Annotated in this window: 22 protein-coding genes; 10 read left to right on the top strand and 12 right to left on the bottom strand. The window is 43.2% G+C overall.

The window, feature by feature from the left end:
* Positions 1–26: 26 nt before the first annotated feature.
* On the bottom strand, positions 27–998 hold the full coding sequence (ispB, locus tag L7A31_RS17690) for an octaprenyl diphosphate synthase (protein ID WP_237363082.1): 972 nt from the start codon (positions 996–998) through the stop codon (positions 27–29).
* Positions 999–1,257: 259 nt separating this feature from the next.
* Between ispB and rplU the strand changes: the two genes are divergently transcribed.
* The 6 genes from rplU to folA all read left to right on the top strand — a co-directional run bounded on the left by rplU (position 1,258) and on the right by folA (position 5,017).
* Positions 1,258–1,569: a 50S ribosomal protein L21 gene (gene rplU, locus L7A31_RS17685; protein ID WP_237363081.1), complete on the top strand. Its 312-nt coding sequence runs from the start codon at positions 1,258–1,260 to the stop codon at positions 1,567–1,569.
* A 21-nt stretch (positions 1,570–1,590) separates the two neighbouring features.
* Positions 1,591–1,848 (top strand): 50S ribosomal protein L27, encoded by a 258-nt coding sequence (rpmA, locus tag L7A31_RS17680; RefSeq protein WP_014205843.1) that lies wholly within the window; start codon positions 1,591–1,593, stop codon positions 1,846–1,848.
* Between the two features lie 150 nt (positions 1,849–1,998).
* Positions 1,999–3,165 (top strand): Obg family GTPase CgtA, encoded by a 1,167-nt coding sequence (cgtA, locus tag L7A31_RS17675; protein WP_237363080.1) that lies wholly within the window; start codon positions 1,999–2,001, stop codon positions 3,163–3,165.
* 104 nt (positions 3,166–3,269) lie between these two features.
* On the top strand, positions 3,270–4,037 hold the full coding sequence (locus L7A31_RS17670) for a threonine/serine exporter family protein (protein WP_237363079.1): 768 nt from the start codon (positions 3,270–3,272) through the stop codon (positions 4,035–4,037).
* Positions 4,037–4,510 (top strand): threonine/serine exporter family protein, encoded by a 474-nt coding sequence (locus tag L7A31_RS17665; RefSeq protein WP_237363078.1) that lies wholly within the window; start codon positions 4,037–4,039, stop codon positions 4,508–4,510. The genes L7A31_RS17670 and L7A31_RS17665 overlap by 1 nt, the downstream gene beginning before the upstream one ends.
* Positions 4,511–4,528: 18 nt before the next feature.
* Positions 4,529–5,017, top strand: a complete 489-nt coding sequence (gene folA, locus L7A31_RS17660; RefSeq protein ID WP_237363077.1) for a type 3 dihydrofolate reductase — start codon at positions 4,529–4,531, stop codon at positions 5,015–5,017.
* A 31-nt stretch (positions 5,018–5,048) separates the two neighbouring features.
* Here folA and L7A31_RS17655 read toward each other — a convergent pair whose 3' ends face one another.
* From L7A31_RS17655 to lptD, 6 genes are all read right to left on the bottom strand, one after another.
* Positions 5,049–5,864, bottom strand: a complete 816-nt coding sequence (locus L7A31_RS17655; RefSeq protein ID WP_237363076.1) for a symmetrical bis(5'-nucleosyl)-tetraphosphatase — start codon at positions 5,862–5,864, stop codon at positions 5,049–5,051.
* 16 nt (positions 5,865–5,880) lie between these two features.
* Positions 5,881–6,261, bottom strand: coding sequence for a Co2+/Mg2+ efflux facilitator ApaG/CorD (gene apaG / locus L7A31_RS17650; protein WP_237363075.1), 381 nt, complete (start codon positions 6,259–6,261; stop codon positions 5,881–5,883).
* Between the two features lie 78 nt (positions 6,262–6,339).
* Positions 6,340–7,143 carry a 16S rRNA (adenine(1518)-N(6)/adenine(1519)-N(6))-dimethyltransferase RsmA gene (gene rsmA / locus L7A31_RS17645; RefSeq protein ID WP_237363074.1) on the bottom strand — a complete coding sequence of 268 codons (804 nt, stop codon included), beginning with the start codon at positions 7,141–7,143 and terminating at the stop codon, positions 6,340–6,342.
* Positions 7,144–7,151: 8 nt separating this feature from the next.
* Positions 7,152–8,144, bottom strand: coding sequence for a 4-hydroxythreonine-4-phosphate dehydrogenase PdxA (gene pdxA, locus L7A31_RS17640; RefSeq protein ID WP_435532904.1), 993 nt, complete (start codon positions 8,142–8,144; stop codon positions 7,152–7,154).
* Positions 8,134–9,429, bottom strand: a complete 1,296-nt coding sequence (surA, locus tag L7A31_RS17635) for a peptidylprolyl isomerase SurA (RefSeq protein ID WP_290368763.1) — start codon at positions 9,427–9,429, stop codon at positions 8,134–8,136. Before surA ends, pdxA begins: the two co-directional genes overlap by 11 nt.
* Before the next feature lie 53 nt (positions 9,430–9,482).
* Positions 9,483–11,843 (bottom strand): LPS assembly protein LptD, encoded by a 2,361-nt coding sequence (lptD, locus tag L7A31_RS17630; protein ID WP_237363072.1) that lies wholly within the window; start codon positions 11,841–11,843, stop codon positions 9,483–9,485.
* 149 nt (positions 11,844–11,992) lie between these two features.
* Between lptD and djlA the strand changes: the two genes are divergently transcribed.
* Positions 11,993–12,850: a co-chaperone DjlA gene (gene djlA, locus L7A31_RS17625; RefSeq protein WP_237363071.1), complete on the top strand. Its 858-nt coding sequence runs from the start codon at positions 11,993–11,995 to the stop codon at positions 12,848–12,850.
* Positions 12,851–12,937: 87 nt separating this feature from the next.
* Here the strand turns inward: djlA and L7A31_RS17620 are convergent, their stop codons facing one another.
* From L7A31_RS17620 to L7A31_RS17600, 5 genes are all read right to left on the bottom strand, one after another.
* Complete coding sequence (locus tag L7A31_RS17620; protein ID WP_237363070.1) at positions 12,938–13,327, bottom strand: RidA family protein; 390 nt, start codon at positions 13,325–13,327, stop codon at positions 12,938–12,940.
* A 112-nt stretch (positions 13,328–13,439) separates the two neighbouring features.
* On the bottom strand, positions 13,440–13,901 hold the full coding sequence (gene pyrI / locus L7A31_RS17615; RefSeq protein WP_237363069.1) for an aspartate carbamoyltransferase regulatory subunit: 462 nt from the start codon (positions 13,899–13,901) through the stop codon (positions 13,440–13,442).
* Positions 13,902–13,918: 17 nt separating this feature from the next.
* Positions 13,919–14,845 carry an aspartate carbamoyltransferase gene (gene pyrB / locus L7A31_RS17610; RefSeq protein WP_237363068.1) on the bottom strand — a complete coding sequence of 309 codons (927 nt, stop codon included), beginning with the start codon at positions 14,843–14,845 and terminating at the stop codon, positions 13,919–13,921.
* A 260-nt stretch (positions 14,846–15,105) separates the two neighbouring features.
* A complete protein-coding gene (argF, locus tag L7A31_RS17605) occupies positions 15,106–16,107 on the bottom strand; it encodes an ornithine carbamoyltransferase (RefSeq protein ID WP_435532903.1) in 1,002 nt (333 codons plus the stop codon).
* Between the two features lie 117 nt (positions 16,108–16,224).
* Complete coding sequence (locus tag L7A31_RS17600; RefSeq protein ID WP_237363067.1) at positions 16,225–17,601, bottom strand: PhoH family protein; 1,377 nt, start codon at positions 17,599–17,601, stop codon at positions 16,225–16,227.
* Between the two features lie 434 nt (positions 17,602–18,035).
* Between L7A31_RS17600 and rapA the strand changes: the two genes are divergently transcribed.
* The 3 genes from rapA (at position 18,036) to L7A31_RS17585 (ending at position 23,595) form a co-directional block, all read left to right on the top strand.
* Positions 18,036–20,945 (top strand): RNA polymerase-associated protein RapA, encoded by a 2,910-nt coding sequence (gene rapA, locus L7A31_RS17595; protein ID WP_237363066.1) that lies wholly within the window; start codon positions 18,036–18,038, stop codon positions 20,943–20,945.
* Between the two features lie 362 nt (positions 20,946–21,307).
* On the top strand, positions 21,308–22,912 hold the full coding sequence (locus tag L7A31_RS17590; protein ID WP_237363595.1) for an ATP-binding protein: 1,605 nt from the start codon (positions 21,308–21,310) through the stop codon (positions 22,910–22,912).
* Positions 22,909–23,595, top strand: coding sequence for a response regulator (locus L7A31_RS17585; RefSeq protein WP_237363065.1), 687 nt, complete (start codon positions 22,909–22,911; stop codon positions 23,593–23,595). The genes L7A31_RS17590 and L7A31_RS17585 overlap by 4 nt, the downstream gene beginning before the upstream one ends.
* Positions 23,596–23,626: the final 31 nt, after the last annotated feature.

Raw genomic sequence — 23,626 nt, 5'->3', positions numbered from 1 at the left:
GTAATTGTTCAATTTAGTTGCGAAGGTTACTTGGTTCTATGAACGGCCAAGTGAGCAAGGGATATCAGTGCTTGTTTGTAGTCACTATCAGGAATAACATTCAGCTCAGCGATTGCTTTGTCTGCTTCTCGTACGGCTTTATCTTGGGTATATTGTAAAGAGCCTGTCTGGCTCATAATGGATAGGATTTTTTCTAAATGATCCATTCCATTGGCTTTCTCTATAGCTTCTTTTATTAGTTCCGCATCTTCACCAGAGCTTTTCTGCATCGCGTAAAGAAGAGGAAGCGTTGGTTTTCCTTCTGCTAGGTCATCACCAACATTTTTACCCATCTCTTCGCCGTCAGAGGTGTAGTCCATAACATCATCAATGAGCTGAAATGCTGTGCCTAGGTATTTGCCGTAGTTCTTTAACGCAGTTTCCACCTCTTCTGACGCATCACAAAGAATTGCACCGATTTGTGTTGCAGCTTCGAATAACCGGGCTGTTTTTGAGTAGATGACCTGCATGTAGTCTTCTTCTGTTACAGAAGAATCGTTGCAATTAATCAGTTGCTGAACTTCACCTTCGGCGATGATGTTAACTGCATCGCTCATAAGCTCCAAGATCTTTAAAGATCCTAGCTTGGTCATCATTTGGAAAGAGCGAGTATAGATAAAGTCACCCACTAGTACGCTAGCTGCGTTACCAAAAGCGGCATTTGCTGTTGCTTTGCCTCGACGCATATCTGACTCGTCGACGACGTCGTCATGCAATAGGGTCGCAGTATGGATAAATTCAATAAAAGCGGCTGCTGTAGTATGATGGTCGCCTTGATAGCCAAGCGCCTTGGCTGAGAGTACAGCCAATAATGGACGTAAACGCTTGCCACCACCACTGACAATATACAAGCCGAGTTGATTAATCAGAGCAACATCAGAGTTAAGTTGGTTTTGAATTGTTTGGTTTACTTGCGCCATATCATCGGCGGTAAGTTTTTGGATAGCGTTAAAATCCATTAATAAATCCGGCTGAGAGTAGGTATGCTTTAGTTATTCGGTTGCGAATAATACACTAATTCTTGCTGTTTAATATATGATTAATGCGCTTCATTGGGGCAAAAATACTTAGTGATTAGCAATCGACCAATTTTTTTCATTTATGGCTTGTCAACACAGAACTGTTTCTGTAGAATCTGCGCCCTATTGATGATTAGTTTAGCGCACACCCAAAAGCTCTATTGAAAGCAAAGGCTGTGCGGAAAAAGCGGAGTAAAATATGTACGCTGTTTTCCAATCTGGTGGTAAACAACACCGTGTAAGCGAAGGTCAAACTCTTCGTTTAGAAAAATTAGACGTTGAAACTGGCGCAACAGTTGAATTTGACAAGGTTCTACTTGTTGCTAACGGTGAAGAAATCACTGTTGGTGCACCCCTTGTTGATGGCGGTAAAGTAACTGCTGAAGTTGTACAACACGGTCGTGGCGATAAAGTTAAAATCGTTAAGTTCCGTCGTCGTAAGCACTCTCGTAAGCAGCAAGGCCACCGTCAGTGGTTCACTGAAGTGAAAATCACTGGCATCAACGCTTAATTATATTAGGAGAGTTTAACAATGGCACACAAAAAAGCTGGCGGTTCTACTCGTAACGGCCGCGATTCAGAAAGTAAACGTCTTGGTGTTAAGCGTTTCGGTGGTGAATCTGTACTAGCTGGTAACATTATTGTTCGTCAGCGCGGTACTAAGTTCCACGCAGGCACTAACGTAGGAATCGGTAAAGACCACACTTTATTTGCTCTATCTGATGGTAAAGTAAAATTCGAAGTTAAAGGTCCTAAAAACCGTAAATTCGTTAGCATCGAAGCTGAGTAATAACAGACTTTAAGCTGATTTCAAAAGCCCTGCCATATATGGCGGGGTTTTTTATTTATTAGAAAGACAAAATCGAAAGGTTGTTCGATTTGCTAGAATTTATATTGCCGAAATCGGTGATATGGCAACGCGAAATTTGCGGGGTGAAAAATGAAGTTCGTTGATGAAGCGACAATCAAAGTTGAAGCAGGCGATGGCGGTAACGGTGTGGTCAGTTTTTGGCGCGAGAAATTCGTAACCAAAGGCGGGCCTGACGGCGGCGATGGCGGCGATGGCGGCGATGTTTATATTGAAGCGGATGAAAACCTAAATACCCTTATCGATTACCGTTTCCAGCGCTTCTATGCTGGTGAAAGAGGCGAGAATGGCCGTGGTGGTAACTGTACGGGTAAGCGTGGTAAAGACAAAGTACTGCGAGTGCCAGTCGGAACTAGGGCTGTTGACATTCATACCAATGAAGTCGTTGGCGAAGTAACGACGCACGGCAAGAAGCTGATGGTAGCTAAAGGTGGTTGGCACGGCTTAGGCAACACGCGCTTTAAGTCTTCTGTTAACCGTGCGCCAAGGCAAAAAACCATGGGCACCAAAGGTGAAGTTCGCGAGCTTCGTTTGGAGTTATTACTCTTAGCAGATGTGGGTATGCTTGGCTTACCTAATGCGGGTAAATCAACCTTTATTCGCTCTGTTTCCGCAGCGAAACCGAAAGTGGCGGACTATCCTTTTACGACTTTAATTCCAAGTCTTGGTGTGGTGAGTGTCGTAGCAGAGAAAAGCTTCGTTGTTGCTGATATTCCGGGGCTTATAGAAGGTGCTGCTGATGGTGCAGGTCTTGGTATTCGATTCTTAAAACACTTAGAGCGTTGCCGAGTGCTTCTTCATATGATCGATTTACTTCCTATAGATCAATCTGATCCGGTGCAAAATGCTCTGACGATTATCGATGAGCTTGAGCAATATAGTGAAAAGTTAGCTGGTAAGCCGCGCTGGCTGGTATTCAACAAAATTGATCTTTTGCCAGAGGAAGAGGCGCAAGAGAAAATTGATCAGATCCTTGATGCTCTAGGTTGGGAAGATGAGTATTTCACAATTTCTGCAATTAACAAGCAAGGTACAAAAGATCTTTGCTATAAGCTAGCAGACTTTATGGAGAGCTTACCTAAAGAGGATATTTCAGAATCTGAAGAAGAGTCTGTCGACTTCATGTGGGATGACTATCACAATGAAGTCATGAACAGCGACGAAGTTATCACTGAAGACGATGATGACTGGGATGACGATGATGAAGACGACGGACATGTTATCTATGTGCGCGAATAGCATCTAGAAATATGAAAAACCGCAATGACTCCATTGCGGTTTTTTATTACCTCAAGTTTAATGTTATACAAGATTTAACTAGACGAAATAATCAAGGATGAACTATGCAGCCGGATCAGAGGGCCGCTTCTCGCCTCATTGCGAGTGCTGGTCAACTATTACTCGCGCATGGAGCTGAAAGTGCGGTTGTTGGCGATATTATGCGGCGTATTGGCCTAGCATGCAGGATGGATGAAGTTGAGGTGTCGCTGTCGGCAAGCTCAATTGTCGTAACAACTATTTACCAGCAAGAATGTCTGACTACAGCAAGAAGGAGCCCGGATAAAGGCATCAATATGCGTGTAGTGACTCAAGTTCAAAGGATCTGTATTTTGCTGGAAAAACAATTATACGATTGTGAAAAAGCCCAGCAAGCACTAGAAAATATTACTCCTGAGCGTTATAACCGCTGGCTTGTGACGTTTATGATTGGATTGTCTTGTGCAGCTTTTTCTAGGTTGTCTGGTGGCAACGAACTAGTGTTTGTCATGACGTTTATTGCTTCCTCACTTGGCATGGCTGTACGTTTGCAGTTGGCACAATACCATTTCAATCCATTTTTAAATTTTACTGTTTGTGCGTTCGTTACAACCGTTATCTCAGCTCAAGCGGTCGTTTTTAGTATTGGTAACCAACCAACAATTGCCATGGCCTCTTCAGTATTGATGCTAGTTCCTGGTTTTCCATTGATTAATTCTGTGGCAGATATGCTCAAAGGTTATACCAATATGGGGGTTGCCCGCTTTGTCATGGCAACATTGCTTACGCTGGCTACCAGCTTAGGGATTGTAGCTGCAATGACAGTGGTTGATGTGTGGGGGTGGGTAATCTGATGAGCTTGTTTGAATTGCTGGTTGCTTTGCTCAACGACATGTTTTTCGCCGCAATTCCTGCTATTGGTTTTGCGCTCGTGTTTAACGTGCCTGCAAATGCTTTGAAATATTGCGCTATCGGTGGTGCCGTTGGTCATGGAGCCCGGTTTTTAATGATGTACTATGGTATTTCAATAGAGTGGGCAACGTTTTTTGCTGCGACTTTGATTGGAATGATTGGAGTCATGTGGTCACAAAAGTTGTTGGCTCACCCAAAAGTGTTTACAGTAGCGGCTCTTATTCCAATGATCCCTGGCGTTTATGCATTTAAGGCAATGATAGCGTTGGTGCAGATAAACCAGTTTGGCTTCCAGCCAGATTTGATCTCGGGATTGGCGGAGAATTTCTTGAAAGCGATGTTTATTATCGTTGGCTTAGCAGTTGGTTTAGCGATGCCAAGGTTATTATTTTATCGTCAGAAGCCAATAATTTAACTGTTCGACAGGAATGCAATGATAATTAGTTTGATAGCAGCCATGGCCCAAGATCGTGTCATTGGTAAGGACAATCAGATGCCTTGGCATCTTCCCGCTGATTTTGTTTGGTTTAAGCGTTGCACAATGGGTAAGCCAATCATCATGGGGAGAAAAACCTTTGACTCTATAGGGAAAGCGCTACCTGGGCGTTTAAATATTGTCATCAGTCGTGACGATACATTAGACATTGATGGGGTTGTCGTGGTTACATCAATCGAACAAGCTATTGAACGTGTTCAAGATGAACCGGAAGTCATGATTATTGGCGGTGGTTCGATATATCAAGCTTGTCTGCCAAAAGCTGACAAGCTCTATCTCACTTTCATTGATGCGGATATTGAAGGTGATACCCGCTTCCCTGATTGGGGAAGCGAATGGAAATTAGCGCATACTGAAGGTTATCAGGCCGATGAGAAAAACGCCTATAACATGACGTTTAATGTGTTTGAGAAAGCAGTAGACTAGCTGTTGCTATTGGCTAATTTTTGCTAGGTCGCTAATCACCCACGTTTAGCGACTGCTGAGTAAAATACTTTTTATCCTCCCAACGGATCATTGTCAGCGAGCCTCCCCAAACGCAACCAGTATCTAGACCAATAAATCGCTTACTTTTGTGGCCCTCTAGAGCTGCCCAGTGGCCAAATAGAATGGTTTTATCAATTGGTTTCCTATCTGAATATTTAAACCATGGCATTAGATGACTATTTTTCACTTGGCTTGGTGGCTTCTTTTGCTCCATATCGAGCCTACCTTGTGTGTCGACAAACCTCATTCGAGTGAAAGCGTTGATGATATAACGATAGCGCTCTATGCCTGATAGCTGTTCAGACCATGTATCGGGTCCATCGCCATACATGTTTTCAATCAACCATTGCCAATCACTGCTCTGCAATATGACTTCAATTTCTGACGCTGTTGCTCGGGCTGTTTCAATATCCCATTGAGGTGATATACCTGCATGGCTAAGCACAAACTCTTCATGCTCAAGTAGCAAAGGTTGTTCTCTTATCCAGCTCAGTAGCTCGCCTTTGTCTTTGGCGGTTAGAATCTCAGCTGTTTTATCCTTGGGTTTTGCTTTAAAACGACCTAGAGAAACGGCGAGTAGGTGTAAATCATGATTGCCGAGTACGACTTTGGCGGAATTACCTAAGCCCTTAATAAAGCGTAAGGTCTCTAGTGACTTTGGCCCGCGAGCGACTAAGTCACCAGCAAGCCATAACTGATCTTTTTCTTTGTCGAACGATACTTTTTTTAAAAGTGATAGCAACTCATCTAAGCAGCCTTGGATATCACCAACAACATAGGTAGACATTGATACTCCCTAACAACTAATTTAAAACGTTAGGTACGGCTAATCGAAAAGGTTCTATTTCAGTGACAAACTCTTCGCCTTTTTCATTAAGCAAGAGATATTGGCCTTGCATGACTCCGACGGGAGTTTCAATCGCGGTACCGCTACTGTAGGTATACTCATCATTACCTTCAATGAACGGTTGTTGGCCAACGACTCCGTCACCTTCGACTGACATTTGCTTGCCATTAGCATCGGTGATCAGCCATCTGCGACTCATGAGTTGAACCGTTTGTAGACTTAGGTTTTTGATAGTAATGATATAAGCGAATATGAAGCGCTTATTGTCGGGATCAGACTGTTCTTTGATGTACTTGGTGTGGACTTGAACTTTTATACAGGGTTGACTAACTTCCATGTTAACTCCTCGATCAGTTCTCTTCTTTATTATTTATAGCGCCTATCGAGACAAAACACGATAGGCTAATTGTGAAGATTAGTGATTGGCATGCAACCAGTTTGCCATTGCAACAAATTGTTCTAGCGTAAGATTCTCAGGGCGCATGCTCGGGTTGATACCAAGCTCCTCAAGAGTTTCGCTATCGAGCAGAGCTTTGTAGCAGTTACGAACGGTCTTTCTTCTTTGGTTGAACCCTTCTCGGCATACTCTATCTAACCATTTTAAGTCAGCAGCTGGATGCGGTAGCGTCTCGTATGGTACTAAGCGAACTACAGCGGAGTCGACTTTAGGTGGTGGAACAAAAGCTGTCGGTGGCACTTCAAGTACTGGAACGACTTTACAAAAGTATTGCGCCATTACGGTTAAGCGACCATAAGCTTTACTACCTGGGCCTGCTGCTAACCGATTAACTACTTCTTTTTGCAGCATAAAGTGCATGTCTTGAACGTCTTTATGAAACTCAAACAGGTGGAACATCAATGGGGTAGAGATGTTGTAAGGCAGGTTACCAAAGATTCGTAACTTGTTGTTCGGTCTAACTAGCTCATTGAAGTCGAAGCGCATAGCATCGCCTTCGTGAATAGTGAGCTTACTGGACAGATCTGGATGATTTCTTAAGCGCTCAGCTAAGTCGCGATCCAACTCAATGACAGTAAATTTGTCGACTTCTTTTCCAACTGGTTCGGTTATTGCGCCTAATCCAGGACCGATCTCCACTAGGTTTTGCCCGGGTTTTGGATTGATTGCTGACACAATTCCATCGATTATGTATGGGTCATTCAGGAAGTTTTGCCCAAATCGTTTACGGGCTTTGTGCCCTAAGTGGACATCATTTTTCATATCTTTCTCTAACTTGTTTTGTTGTTAACCAATTCAATGGCTTGCTTAAGTGCAGTGATAAAACTTCCTGTATCAGCGACGCCTTTTCCGGCGAGATCTAAAGCTGTTCCATGGTCAACAGATGTTCGAATAAATGGTAATCCTAGGGTGATATTAACAGATTGACCGAACCCTTTGTATTTTAGTACTGGTAATACTTGGTCATGATACATGCCAAGGACGACATCCGCTTGCTCCAAATACTTTTTATGGAATATGGTATCGGCTGGAAGTGGGCCAATAAGGTCATACCCAAACTCTTCACGCAGCGCTTCAATGGTAGGTGTGATCGTATCGATCTCTTCATACCCTAAACAGCCATCTTCCCCTGCGTGTGGATTAAGCCCGCAAATATATATACGCGGCTTATCAATAGCAAATTTATCTTTTAGATCTTTATGTAGAATTTGTACGATACTCGTCAGTCGATCTTGAGTAACAGCTTTGGACACATAGGCTAACGGTATATGTGTAGTGACCAGTGCGACTCGTAGGCCTTCTGTAGCTAGCATCATTACAACTAGAGGTGTATTGGACTTTTCAGCAAAGAATTCAGTGTGGCCACTAAAAGCAACACCAGAACGGTTGATTACCCCTTTGTGTACTGGGCCAGTGACAATGGCATCAAACTCTCCACTCATACAACCAGCAGCTGCTCTTTCGAGGGTCTTCAGCACATATGAGCCATTTTCCTCATTGAGAATGCCACTTTCAACGGGCTCACTAACTGGAATATGTTCAACAACAAGTGAGCCTGCTTGCTGAGCGGTTGGCTGAGCTTGTGAATTGTAATCGACAAGCTCTACTTGTATGCCTAATACGTTAGCTCGCTCAGCCAGCATATTTTTGTCGGCGCAGATGACAACTTGATGTGGCCAATTTTGCTGAGAAAGAGCCAGTGTAAGATCTGGCCCGACTCCCGCAGGTTCACCAGCAGTGACGATAATTTTTTTAACTGTCATTGCTACCATCACCTTTTAGTATGTCAACATAAGCACCCGCACGGATTTCTTGTAGCCATGCGCCAGCTTCTTCATTGAATTTACGGTTAAAGAGGATGCGGTAAGCGCGGTTTTTCATTGCAGCATCTGTTCTATCAACTTGTTTGCGCCCCATTACTTCTACAATGTGCCAGCCATTGACGGTTTTAAATGGTTTACTAATTTGGCCAACAGGCAAAGTTTCTACTTGATGTTTAAACTCTGGAACAAATGAATCTGGAGTTTGATAACCTAAATCACCACCTTGAGCGGCAGAACCAGGATCTTGGCTGTACTGTTTAGCTAGCTCTGCAAAAGTAGCTTTGCCATCTTTAATCTCTTTGATAAAACCATTCAGCTCTTTTTTCGCACCAGCATCGCTTAGGATAATGCTTGGCTTAATCAGAATATGTCTGGCATCGACTTCTGTTACAGCTACAGTCTTCAGGCCTTTCACATCTTCAATTTTTAAGATGTGATAGCTAGAGCCAGCCAAGAATGGTCCAATAATACTACCTTTCTTGTTCATCTTGATTTGGTCAGCAAAAACAGTTGGCATCTCTTCTTTGCGCATCCATCCCCATTGACCACCACTTAGAGCTTTTGGCCCTTTGGAATAGCTGTAAGCCATGGTGCTAAAGTTCGTGCCAGACTTGAGCTTATTCACCAATTCATCTGCCTGTTTTTCAACTTTCAGTTTATCTTGCTCATCAAAGTTAAGTTGGATATGAGCAATTTTATACTCGACAGTCGAGTTTGTTTGATTGGCAAGAACCTTAGCCAAGTTATTCACTTCTTCAGGAAGAATATTGATACGCTGGCGCACAAGAGCATTCCTTGCCTCACGCTCGGCAATTTCATGGCGAATTTCGGTTCTAAATGTTGAATAACTAATGCCAGCTTTTTGTACTGAAGCGATGAGTTGCTTTAACGTCATTTTTTGACTTTTAGCAATATCACTAAGAGCTGTGTCGAGCTGCTTATCATCAACATGAATACCTAAGCGCTTTGCTTCTTGCTGCTGAATTTTGTCCAGTATTAGTTTGTCAATTACTTGCTGTTTAAGCACTGAGTCACTCGGTAATTTTTGGTCGCTTTCCTTAGCATTTAGCTTTAGCATTTTCATTGCTATATCGACATCACTTTGTAATATGACGCCTTTATTGACAATCACGACCACTTTGTCGAGTTCAACTTGTTTGGCATTAGCCATGCTCGTCATAAAAAGTGCAAAAACGCACGAGAGCAAAATTGTCCACTTCTTCATAGGGTTTCCTATTGAACAGTCCGCCGAGCATTGCTGCTCAGCGGTTTTTAAAATTAGTTATTTAAGAAAAATGGGTTTGTGTAGCTCAGTGAGGTACTGGCTCCATCGACAAGACCTGTCGCACTCGAAGAAGAGCCAACGCTTGTACCGAAGCCAATAATACCAAAGTTAATACCAAAGTTATTTTCGTACTCGGGAACGGCATTTGGATAGCTTGATACACTAGGGTTCCAGCTTTTGACCTGATTGCTATAAGTGAAGGCGATATACCAACAGTCGGAGGTATATTTTAGCCCTGCTACCCATTCGATATTGCTATCGGTAGTGAGATCGTAGAAGTATTGCCCTGTAGCAGACCACTTTCTTGACAATTTATAACTACCTAGCAGTCCAGCTTGAGATATACCATCGACTGTGATCGAGTCTGTGTCATAACTTACATTGTTAGAAATGTAGTCTTTGTTCACATATCGATAATTTGATTGAATGAAGCCTCCGTCAAAACGATATTCTAGGTATGTACTGGCGGTTTGTAGTGTGCTGATTTCGGAGTCATACTGCAGGTTGCCATGATAGAACCAATCATCTGCGTAATTGAAGTCACCCTGTAAGGCCCATGCAGAAAAGCTTGACTCATTGCCTGAAGTAGAATCAAGCCTTAGTCCTTTATTTAAGTAGAGAATCTGTCCGAAAGCGATATTGGCACGCTCGACATAATCATCATCAAAGAATCGAGAGGTCGCTCCATAAGTGATTTGGTTAGCACCCTGATAGCGGTCATAACCACTGTATTTTCGAGTTCGAAATAGACCATCGTAATCGGTTTCTAACTGAGTTGAGTCATACAAGCCGATATCATCTTGATTAACATCGGGTATATAAACATACTTAACCTCAGGTTCTAGGGTCTGAGTATATTCATCCAAGAACTTGTTATTACTTTCCAGTACCACTTTCGCATCACTACTGAAAACTGGGAGTACGCGTGTGACGTTTTGCTTTAGGTCAGAGGTAGATGAATCAATACTTGAATCCCAACCATGCTGATAATAGTAAGTCATCGGCAACTGAAGGTTTGTTTTCCAAGTTCCCCAAGTGTTGCTAAATGGTATTGTTATACCTGGCTCTACGTGCAAGCGTGTTGCTGATGGCTCGCCAGCTTGCTGTGTTGTAAAATTAGATAGCTCACTGACCGAATTAAAATCTAGGTGCTTTAATAGTTGTGGCTGATAGTAATTAAAAGATAGCTGAGGTAGTAGCTTATATGGCTGGCTGCTTGAGTTTAATATTTGGAAGCTGCGCGCTAATATCGATGCATCCCAGTTATTCGAGCGATATGTTGCTTCTGCTTCTTGTGTTAACTGCCCATCAGAACGTGTACCGATACTGGAGTCTAAATCTGAAAAGTAATCAATATCGCTGACCTTTGAGTAATCGATATTGAACTTCCAGTTTTGTTCAAAAATCCCACTATGGGTGTATTGAACGCCCCAACGCGCTCCCTTATCAGGGTATTTTTTGTCAGATGGCAAGTACTCTGAGTTAATTGTCCCTGATCCATAAGTGGATAAGTACCTGAACTTACTGTCTAATTGGGTACCACGCTCCTGCATATTCTTTATGTTGGTGGTTAAATCATAATTCGGTGCCAAGTTCCAATAGATAGGAACTTCGGTCGTAAAACCATTGGTGGAGCCGTATGATACAGACGGATATAAAAAACCTGTTTTACGTGTTTTACCGATTGGCACAACCAAATATGGTAGATAGAAGACTGGCACATTTTGAATCTCAAACCTTGGGTTGTAGAAAGTAGCCTCTTCATCATTCTTGTTTATATCGATACTAGAAGCTCTTAGACGCCAGGCATCATTGCCTTCAGGACAAGAGGTAATTGAGCCATCATCAATTTGATACAAGGCTTTGCCAGAGTTTGATACATACACTGCGGTGCCGCGCCCTGGTTCACACAAGAAGTTATACTTTGTGTTGGACAACGTAAATTGATTGGTATTTAGGTTGTCTGTAGCCTTATCTGATACCGCTTTTAGTTGGCCATCACTGAAGTTGACGTCTCCCGTTGCGACCACTACATTTTCTTTCTTGTGGTAAGTTACGTTGTCGGCAGTAATGCGCTTATGGCCTTGTGTAACTACAACATTGCCAGAGTAAGTAGCTTTGTTGTTATTGGTAGCCTGCAAGTTATCGGCATTGACATTCACAGGTAAATCTTTGGCATTTTTAGGAGCAGGCACATTGACCAAGCATTGATCAATAGGGTCTAATACTTGGCATTGTCCGAAAGCAGGCATGTCTTGCACACCTTTGTCTAGCGAGGCTTCGGCGTGAGCTTCTGAAACAAATAGAGCAGTGGTAATAGAAGCGGCTAGCAGAGTGCGGGAAAAACGTGGCATCGAGTTTTACTATCCTGTTGAACTTGATTAATTTGGTGAATGCTCAACCAAAATTAATGGGGAAACGGTGCTTATGATAAAGGAAATTATAGCTTGCGCCACTATCAGACAACGTCGCAATTGAAAAATTCATAGATTGAGAGCACATAATGCGTATTTTTGGCAAAATTCTTGGTATCTTTTTTGGTTTTTTATTCGGGGGTGTATTCGGCGCCATACTAGGGATGTTGCTTGGTCATCAGTTTGATAAAGCTCGCCGATTTAATCAAGGGGGATTTGCAAATAATCCATTTGGCTCGGGACCAAGTCAAGCTGAGAGACAAGCCGAGTTTTTTAAATCCGCCTTTGCTGTAATGGGGCACCTAGCTAAATCAAAAGGACAAGTTACCCAATCTGAGATTCAATTAGCATCTGCAATGATGGATCGTATGAACCTCCATGGCGAGCAACGTAAAGCCGCTCAGGAAGCGTTTAGAGAAGGTAAAGAGTCAGGCTTTCCTTTAGAAAGTGTATTGGAGCGAGTAAGAGTTTCAACCGGTGGACGCCATGACTTGATGCAGTTCTTTTTGGAGCTACAAATCTCTGCGGCATTTGCCGATGGAAATGTTCACCCTAGCGAGCGAGAGGTTCTACATCGAGTAGCCAGCGGGCTGGGCTTTACGTCAGGCCAACTGGAAAGACGAATCCGCATGTTTGAAGCTGCATTTCGATTCCAGCAAAGTGGTGGGTTTGGCGGTCAACAAGGCGGCTTTGGCCAGGGTAATAGCGGCTGGCAGCAAGCGTCAGAAAAAGACCAATTGTCAGCAGCGTACGATGTGTTGGGAGTAAGTGAGGATGCCAACAGTCAAGAAGTCAAACGTGCTTATAGAAAACTGATGAACGAACATCACCCAGATAAGCTGATGGCGAAAGGATTACCGCCAGAGATGATGAATGTCGCTAAAGAGAAGTCGCAAGAGATTCAAAATGCTTACGATATGATTAAGAAGGTGAAAGGCTTTAAGTAAAGCCTTAGCGCTAGCATGAAATAGAAAGGCGAGCTATCAAGATCGCCTTTATTACATTAGATATTGCTGCATTCGGTCTGTAGAAAACTATTTACGTACTGCAATCGCTTCAATCTCGATACCAACGTCTTTTGGTAGGCGAGCGACTTCCACACAAGAACGAGCAGGATAGTTTGACACTTGGTGCTCGTCGAAAAACTTACCATAAACTTCGTTAACCGCACCAAAGTCATTCAAGTCTTTTACAAACACTGTCATTTTCACAATATCAGCAACGGTAAGCCCTGAAGATTCCACGACGGCTTTGACATTTTCTAGTGACTGGCGAGCTTGCTCTTGAATGTTGTCAGAAAACTCTCCAGTCTTAGGGTCTAGTGGAATTTGGCCAGATGTCATTACCATGTTGCCAAGGTCAACACCTTGTACATAAGGTCCGATAGCTGCTGGCGCTGAGTCAGTTTGAAGAACTTTTGTCATAATATTACCGCTTGTTATGTTTGCTATTTTGTTTTTGGTTTCAGCAGTGTGCCGTTAAAAAGCGATCAGGTAAAGGCGAATATGCAGACAAAACACATACTCGCCACTTGTCTTAACGTTCTGTCACAATTTCTCTAGAAAACACTTTCTCGCAGTATTTGCACCTAAGGCGAACTTCATTTTTCTTTTCTAAAACAGAAAAGCTAGAGGCAACTGGTTCGTTGTGAGTGATACAGTTGCTGTTCGGGCAGCTAAACACATCACTGATGGTTTCGGGAAGTTGCAGAGCCAGTTTTTTGACCACCTGATAATCTTCAATTTGGTTAACCGTAGCATTAGGTGCATAGAGCGCTAGCTTATTGGCTTGTTCTTCACTGATGAAGATATTTTCTATTTTAAGCAGGTCTTTGTTGCCAAGCGCAGAAGAAGGCAAATTTAGACCTACAGTCACTCGTTGATTTGAATTGTGCATATCAAACAGCTTCAGAACTTTGATACCGACTTGGGCAGGAATGTGATCGATAACTGTGCCGTTCTTGATCGCTTCAACTTGTAATTGAGTTTCTTTTACCATGATTTCTATCCTCTTAATTACAATGTTTCGTTTAGAACTAATGCTAAAAGTGCTTGGCGAGCAAACACACCATTCTCTGCTTGTTGGAAGTAATAAGCATGCGGTGTTGCGTCTACATCAACGGTGATCTCATCGACCCTCGGTAGTGGGTGAAGAACCTTGAGGTTTTCTCTAGCATCTGCCAGTAGCTCTGCTCTAAGAATATAAGCAGACTTAATGTGCGCGTATTCTGATTCATCAAATCGTTCTTTCTGTACGCGAGTCATGTAGAGAATATCTAGCTCTGGGATCACACTCTCCATGTCTGTGTGGCAGCTATATTGGATGCCTGCTTCATCTAGCTCTTCGCAAATGTAATCTGGCATTGCCAATGCTTCTGGGGCAATAAAGTAGAAGCGAACATTGTTAAATTTGGCCAGAGCTTGAGTCAAGGAGTGAACAGTACGGCCATATTTCAAATCCCCAACAAAAGCGACATTGAGATCGTCGAGCCTTTCTTGCGTTTCTGAAATGGTGAAAAGATCTAGCAAAGTTTGAGTTGGATGCTGATTGGCACCGTCGCCAGCATTGATGACTGGAACGTTTTTTGAGAATTCTGAAGCTAAACGTGCTGCGCCCTCTTGAGGGTGGCGCATGACAAAGGCGTCGACATAGGATGATATCACTTGAACAGAATCCGCCAGTGTTTCTCCCTTCTTCGCTAAAGACGTATTACCTCCGCTATCAAATCCGATCACGTCGCCACCAATACGCTGAATTGCAGTTTCAAAGGACAAACGGGTACGTGTTGAAGGCTCAAAGAAGCAGCTAGCCACAACTTTATTTTTTATAAGCTCTGGATTAGGTTTAGCTTTCAATTGGCTAGCGGTGTCAACGATCAGTTCCAGCTCTGCGCGCGAAAGCTCTGGAATCGAGATGATGTGTTTTTGATAAAGCGAGCTCACCTTGGTCTCCTTCCTGTTCTCTAGTTGCAAAAAGGCAAATTGCTAAATGACAATAAAAAAGCCTCCCATATGGGAGGCTTCAAAAATTCTTTTCTAAATCAGGTAAGTACTGAACGGAATAGCTATACTGCGGCGTGTCAGTATTTGTCACTACTTGTTGCAATGATTGGCTCTGCATGTACTTACCCTCAGACAAATTGCCGAGAATTATACTCCGAACATTCTATAGAGCAAGCGTTTGCATCAAAGTTTATTGTGTTTTAATCGCCCAATGTAGCAAGCATAACAGCTTTGATCGTGTGCATGCGATTTTCTGCTTCATCGAAAACAATCGATGCCTTGGATTCAAATACTTCTTCAGTGACTTCCAAGCCGTTTAGGCCATATTTCTCGGCGATTTGCTTTCCTATCACGGTATCGTTGTTGTGAAAAGCGGGTAAGCAGTGCATAAATTTGACGTTAGGATTCTGGGTGGCAGCTAGCAAGTTTGAGTTCACTTGATAAGGTAACATCTGTTTGACTCTTTCATCCCAAGATTCAATAGGCTCTCCCATAGAAACCCAAACGTCGGTATAGACAAAATCGCAGCCAATGACGCCAGATGTTACTTCTTCAGTAAGTGAAATCTTCGCGCCTGTTTCAGTGGCGACTTTTTGGCACTTCTCTACAAGGCTTTGTTCTGGCCAATATTCTTTTGGCGCAACCAAGCGGATATCCATGCCCATTTTTGCCGCCCCCACGACTAGAGAGTTGGCGACATTGTTGCGAGCATCACCCAAGTAAGCGAATTTAATTTGATTGAGAGGTTTATTATTGCAATGTTCCAACATGGTTAAGAAGTCGGCTAACACTTGAGTCGGATGGAATTCATCGGTTAAACCATTCCATACAGGGACACCGGCGTGCTTACCAAGACTTTCCACTAACTCTTGACCAAAGCCGCGGTACTCGATGCCATCATACATACGGCCCAATACGCGAGCGGTATCTTTCATGGTTTCTTTGTGGCCTAACTGTGAACCAGATGGCCCAAGGTAAGACACGTTAGCGCCGAGATCGAAGGCAGCGACTTCAAATGCACAGCGTGTTCTTGTTGAGTCTTTTTCGAAAATGAGAGCGATATTTTTGCCACTTAGAGGCTGACTTTTAATGCCTTGCTTCTTTTCCTTCTTTAGCTTGGCAGCTAACTGAATTAAGTAGTGGATTTCACTACTGGTAAAATCGAAGAGTTTAAGAAAGTTTTTCTGCTTTAAATTCGCCATGATTCTCAGTCCCTAGGCTGAAGTCTAATGCGAATAAGTAAAACATAAAAAAGCACTAAAGGTGAATAATTATTTTGAAAATTAAGCGAAAGGTGCATTACCTTTCGCTTTTGTTGACTATAAATTCTCTTCAGCAAACTCCGCAAGACGACTTCTAACTACACCATTTAGATGGATATTGGCGCTGCCTTCAAAGTTCTTAAACCTTTCAACCATGTAGGTTAAACCTGAGGTGACAGGGGTTAGGTAGTGAGAATCAATTTGCGCTAGGTTGCCTGAACAGACAATCTTGGTGCCTTCGCCGCAGCGTGTGATGATAGTTTTAATTTGTGAGGCGGTGAGGTTTTGACACTCATCGAGCAGCACAAAAGCGTTCTGAATCGAACGACCACGCATAAAGTTAATCGACTTGAACTGGATATTGGCTTTTTCGCAAATGTACTTCATGGACCCTTCGGTGCAGTGATCGTTTTTGTGCAAGGCCTCAAGAGTATCTGTTACTGCCGCCAGCCAAGGTAACATTTTCTCTTCTTCTGTGCCGGGTAAAAAACCAATAGATTCGCCAATGTCAGGTGTATTTCGGGTTACTATGATCTTATCGAACATACCACGCTCAATGGTTTGTTCTAAGGCTGTAGCCATAGCAAGTAAGGTCTTACCACTACCCGCAGCACCAGTGAGAATTACCAAATCGATATCTGGGTCGAGCAGGGCGTCCATTGCCATGCCTTGATAGACATTTTTGGGTGAAATATCCCACGCTTTACGGTTCATCATGCGCTCACGACTTAGATCGCGAACGGTAATGGTTTCCGTTTCTATTTTCTCGACGCGAGCGGCAAAGTCACTCTCTTCGTCAATCACATATTGATTGATAAAGGTCGGTTCAAAGGGTTCACGACTAAGAGTATGGAACGCTTTACCTTCAAGGCTGTAGCTCTCTACTTGATCGACATTACTCCAAAACTCGCCTTCGCATTGTTGAAAGCCTTTGGTTAAGTACTGAACATCATCGATCAGTTGGTCGGTTCGATAGTCTTCGACAAATCTAACACCAGCCCCTTTTGCTCGAAGGCGCATGTTGATGTCTTTTGTCACTAAGACGACTTCTCGAGGAGCGCGTTTGTTTTGTAAATACAATACGCCATTCAAAATCCGATTGTCGCCAGCTTTGTCGGCAAAAGCCTTAACGGTTTCTTGCAACTCAAAGTCTGCCAGAATAGAGATGGTGCCAGTGGCGTCCAATTCAGTTGAAAAGTTAATACCTTCTGATATCTCATCTGGGGTGGCGTCACGGAAAATGTCTTCTAGTGCACGGATAGCAACTCGAGCATCGCGTGCGACATCTCGTTTGCTGTCTTTGATTCTGTCTAGTTCTTCGAGGACTGTCATTGGGATAACGACATCGTGTTCTTGGAAGGAATATATGGCAAAAGGTTCGTGCAGAAGAATATTGGTATCGAGTACAAATAGTTTCCGATCGGTATCGCCCATAAGCGTCTCCTTGCCGCTACGCGGCTTGTGCTTAGCAAAATAAGCCCGCAAGAGAGGTCGGAAGGTTCAAGGCCTCGGAGTTTACTCGGCTACCTGACGACGTCCTGCAAACCTGTGTTGATCCGTATCTTGAACATGCATGCTTGATGCCAACTTTGAGGCAATCACATATCATGCTTGCTCAGCTAAAGTATATGTCATTCGCATGATGCTGAAGTCTAGAATTGCCACAGATTTTTGACACTTTGATGTCACGCATAAGCTTGATAAAAAAAAATGGCAATTTCGCGGCGCAGCGCGTGACCCGCTTCACAGGTTCGAGTAAGATTAGCGACCTTTTGATAGCCACGGCTGACAGAATCTTAATAATGTCAGCAGCCTTCTTTGTGGTTAGCTTATATTGATTCGTTCAAATTAGATGAGGTAGTCAATCGATGACTTTTGCTTTGGGGCAGCGCTGGATAAGCGATACGGAAAGTGATCTAGGATTAGGAACCGTTGTTGCGGTAGATATTCGAACTGTGACGTTAATGTTTACGGCATCAGATGAAAACCGCGTTTACGCTATCAATGATGCTCCGGTAACAAGAGTGACGTTCAATGTCGGGGATGTTGTTCAGAGCCAAGAAGGTTGGTCGCTGAAAGTAACAGACGTACAAGAGAGCAACAATATAGTCACCTACAAAGGTACTCGAGAAGACACTCAAGAAGCGGATGTTTCGCTTCGTGAAATCATGCTTAGCCACCAGATTCGATTCAACAAACCTCAAGATAAGTTGTTTGCAGGCCAAATCGATCGCATGGACAACTTTGTGCTTCGCTATCGTGCACTAGTGAACCAATATGATCAGAACAAGAGCTCGATGCGCGGCTTATGTGGTATTCGAGCAGGGCTGATTCCTCATCAATTACATATTGCTCATGAAGTTGGTCGTAGGCATGCTCCCCGCGTTCTTCTCGCTGATGAAGTTGGCCTAGGTAAGACTATTGAAGCAGGTATGATCATTCATCAGCAAGTGCTTGCTGGCAGAGCTGAACGTATTCTTATCGTCGTGCCAGAAACTCTTCAGCACCAGTGGCTGGTGGAAATGATGCGTCGATTCAACCTGCATTTTTCCATTTTTGATGAAGAGCGCTGCGTAGAAGCATACGCTGAATCCGACAATCCATTCGATACGCAGCAACTGGTACTTTGCTCCTTAGACTTTTTGAAAAAGAGCAAGAAGCGTCATACGCAAGCAATGGAAGCTGAATGGGACTTACTTGTTGTTGATGAAGCTCATCACTTGGAGTGGAGCCAAGAAAAAGTCAGCCGCGAATATCAAGTTATCGAAGGGCTGGCAGAGTCTACACCGGGCGTTTTGCTATTAACGGCAACGCCAGAGCAGCTTGGTCGAGAAAGCCACTTCGCACGCTTACGCCTGTTAGATCCAGACAGATTCTATGATTACGAGGCGTTTGTTCAAGAAGAGCAGCAATATGAGCCTGTAGCTGATGCAGTATCCGCGTTAATGTCGGGTGAGGCGTTAGCCTATGAAGCGAAAAATCGGATTACCGAAATTTTAAGTGAGCAAGACGTTGAGCCTTTGTTCCGAATACTAGAAAGTTCAGCTTCTGAGGAAGAGAAAGCAGCAGCGAGACAAGAGCTAACTGAAAACTTGATGGACAGGCATGGTACAGGTCGAGTTCTATTTAGAAATACTCGCTCCGCAATCGAAGGTTTTCCTGAGCGAAATGTTCACTTAATGCCAATGGATATTCCTAGCCAGTATGCGACATCAATGCGAGTGAGTGGCATGCTTGGTGGCAAGATGCCAAAAGAAGCGCGAGCGCTGAAAAACCTTTACCCAGAGGAAATTTTCCAAGAGTTTGAAGGTGATGAAGCGAGCTGGTGGCAATTTGACACTCGTGTAAATTGGCTAATCGAGAAAGTAAAACAAAAACGTAGTGAAAAAATCTTGGTGATTGCTTCACGCGCGACGACTGCGCTGCAGCTAGAGCAAGCACTGCGTGAACGCGAAGGCATTCGTGCAACCGTGTTCCATGAAGGAATGTCAATCATTGAGCGTGACAAAGCCGCTGCATACTTTGCTCAAGAAGAAGGTGGCGCTCAACTATTGCTATGTAGTGAAATTGGTTCTGAAGGACGCAATTTCCAATTCGCTAATCAGTTAGTGATGTTTGATTTGCCTTTCAACCCAGACTTGCTAGAACAACGCATAGGACGCTTAGATCGTATCGGTCAAAAGCGTGATATTGACGTTCACGTTCCATACCTAAAAGATACCGCGCAAGAGATCCTTGCACGTTGGTTTGATGAAGGCTTGAATGCTTTTAGAGATACTTGTCCAACAGGTCGTTCAGTTTACGACAGGTTCTCTGAGTCTCTTATTGAAATGCTCGCCTCAGGCGATACCTCAGAGTTGGATTCGGTTATCGCTGAGTCAGCTAAGCTAAACCAATCACTGAAAGCTCAATTAGAACATGGTCGCGACCGCTTGTTGGAGATCCATTCTCACGGTGGAGAAGAGGCCAAAGAACTAGTGGAACAAATCGCAGCTAAAGACGGTGATATTAACCTAGTCACTTTTGCTCTTGGTCTATTTGATACTATCGGTTTAAACCAAGATGACAAAGGTGAGAATGCTCTGGTTGTCACACCATCTGAGCGTATGATGGTACCAAGCTATCCAGGTTTACCGTATGAAGGGGCAACCATCACCTTTGATCGTGATACTGCGCTTTCACGTGAAGATATGCACTTTATGAGTTGGGAACACCCAATGATTCAAGGTGGTATTGATTTAATTATGAGTGAAGGTGTTGGAACTAGCGCGGTTTCGCTATTGAAAAACAAAGCGCTACCTGTAGGTACTATCTTGCTTGAATTGGTTTATGTGGTTGATGCACAGGCGCCGAAAAGCAGCGGTATTGATAAGTTTTTACCAGCAACGCCAATTCGTCTGATTTTGGACTCCAAGGGTAACGATCTCTCTTCGCAAGTTGAGTTTGAAAGCTTTAACCGTCAGCTGTCACCAATCAATCGTCATATGGCAAGTAAGATTGTTGCTTCGGTACAAGGTCAAGTTCATAGCTTAATTGATGCTGGTGATACACAAATTCTGTCGCAATTGGAATCTGTGAAACAGCAAGCTGAAAAGGAAATGAACGACAGCTTAAATAGCGAGCTAGAAAGATTGCTCGCTTTGAAAGCGGTTAACCCGAATATTCGTGATGAAGAAATTACCGCTTTAGAACAGCAAGTTAAAGAGTTAACAGAATACATTGGCAGAGCTCAAGTTCAGCTAGATTCCTTACGTTTAATCGCCGTTTCTCACAACTAATCTTACATTTGTTTAGCTAGTATCAGTAAATGCCGTCTATATGTTAGACGGCATTTTTTGCTAATTAATACTGTCAGAGCAAACGCTCATTTATTGCTATCTCTAACAGCAATGCTCATTCTTTATTGTTATCTTTGCGAATAGATATATAACCTGCACACGGAATAATTTAAGCCTATCAGCACCACTTTTTTGGCGTTTAACGTTGTTAAAATCAACGCAATAGGAGCACTATTGCTAATGATTTTGCCTAGTTACCCATCCAAAATGTCGGTACTGATATCGATGACACTAACTCGCTGAATAAAAAGGCTTTACGACTTTCTTATTCCGAGTTCAGGTTAAACAAGGAGTTGATCTTGATTCGTTGGAGAAATCTTAGCTTTCGTCGCCGCCTGTTAGTGATTATGACGTTATCCGGCTTGATTGAGCTTTTACTGCTCACCGCTGCTGGTTTTGTGTATATCAAACATTCTCAGCAAGAAGAAATGGGCCTTAAAGCGTTGGGTATTGCGCAGTTTCTCGCGAAATCACCTGTTGTAATCGATATGGTGAACAACGAAGAAGCTGAAGAGTTGCCCCTAGAGTTCAAAGAGCTGACTGAACTGATTGGCGCCACTTTCATTGTTATAGGTAATGAAAAGGGCATTCGATTAGTTCATCCGATGGAAGAGCGTTTGGGCAAGCCGATGAAAGGCGGCGACAACGAGCAAGCGTTAAAACAAGGTCGCTCGTATGTTTCCTATGCAAAAGGCTCTTTAGGCAAGTCTGTTCGTGGTAAAACACCTGTTGTCGACCAAGATGGCAATATTATTGGCGTTATTTCGGTGGGCTACTTGTTGGATAGCTTGCAAGATCGAATCGAACCTTACCTCGCTTTTTTGATTTCAATGGCGTTTCTGGTTGTGATAGCAAATGCGATATTGTCGAACTATGCTTCTCGTCGCTTCCAAAAGGCAATATTAGGCTTTGAGCCTGAGGAAATTGGTCGATTATATGTAGAGCTTGATGTCACCATGAGTACGATAAAGGAAGGTGTGATAAGCATCGATAACGAAGGAACAGTGCGCTCTATCAATAAGAGTGCTTGTGAAATTCTCAAAGTAGAGCGCGATGATGTCATTAATAAGCCAATCAAAACTGCGCTACCTGATAGCGATCTAGAAGATATACTAAAAACTCAGCAGCCTCAGCATGATGTTGATCTTTATATGAATGATCAACGAATTGTTGCCAACCGAAACCCTATTATTGTGAAAGGCAAAGTTGCAGGTGCAGTATCTAGTTTTCGCCGTAAAGACGAAATAACAGAGCTGACACAACAATTAGCGAAGACACGAGAGTATGCGGATTTGCTTCGCTCTCAAACCCATGAACATCAAAATAAACTCAATACAATTAGTGGATTAGTTCAGCTTGGCGAAACAGAGCAAGTGCAGAAGTTAATTGGCCAAGAATCCGAACGTTACCAAGCATTAATCGGTTTTATACGTGATGCAGTTAAAGATCCGCTGCTCGCTGGCTTATTACTGGGAAAAACCGAGCGAGCTCGTGAGTTGGGTTTATTGCTTGAGATAGATTCGGGAACGCGTTTAGAACCTTTACCAGTCAGTATTGAGGCCGAAGATTTGGTGACGATATTAGGCAATTTGATCGACAATGCATTTGATGCAATGAAGGAAGAGAGAAATAGTATTAGTTCTAGCAAAGTGTTGGTGTCTGTGAGTGACTATGGCGCTGAAATTATCTTAGAAGTAGAAGATACTGGTTGTGGATTGCCAGATGATATTTCAATTCACAAGCTTTTAGAAAAAGGTGTATCCAGCAAAGCGAATGGTACTCGAGGTGTTGGATTGTATTTGGTGAACAAGTTAGTCAATCGATATGGTGGGCAGCTAGAGTTAGGGGCAGGAGCGGTGAAAGGAACTCGCGCAACGGTATATATTCCCAAAGGCAAGCAAGTATGACGACAAATATAAGGGTAATGATCATTGAAGACGATCAGGGCATTGCTGAGGTGCACAATCGCTATTTAAGTCAGATGGAAGGGTTTGACGTTGTCGGAATCGCGACTTCGCAAAATGAAGCCGAAATGCAATTAGATATATTGCAGCCAGACTTGGTTCTGCTGGATATTTACTTACCAGACGGGAATGGTTTAGAAATACTTAGCCAAGTTAGGCAGCAAAAGCAGCATTGCGACGTCATATTGATTACTGCTGCCCGTGATGTTAACACGTTGCAAGAAGCCATGCGCGGTGGTGTTGTTGATTACTTACTAAAGCCGGTTATTTTTTCTCGCCTAGAATCGGCTTTGCAGAAATATTCGGCTCAGAAACAGCAGCTGGCAACGGTTTCTGATTTGGACCAGAAATTAGTGGACAAGATGTTGCAGTCATCGACCAAGACGGAGCCCGAGAGTGATAGGTTACCTAAAGGCATTGATGGCGTAACGCTTGATAAAATTCGCGGTTTGTTTACGAGTGACACCCAGATGTCTGCCGATGATGCAGGAGTAAAAATAGGCGCAAGTCGCACAACCGCAAGGCGATATTTAGAGTATCTGATCAGTACAGGTGAGCTTGAAGCGGATGTACATTATGGCTCTGTTGGTAGGCCAGAAAGAACGTATAAAAAACAAGTCAGGTAACCTCTCGAATTACCTGACTAATTCAATTAAA

It is taken from the genome of Vibrio marisflavi CECT 7928 (assembly GCF_921294215.1).
Taxonomy (GTDB): domain Bacteria; phylum Pseudomonadota; class Gammaproteobacteria; order Enterobacterales; family Vibrionaceae; genus Vibrio; species Vibrio marisflavi.
The sequence above is the reverse complement of the archived record's forward strand: the minus strand, read 5'-3'. Positions and strand labels throughout refer to the sequence as shown.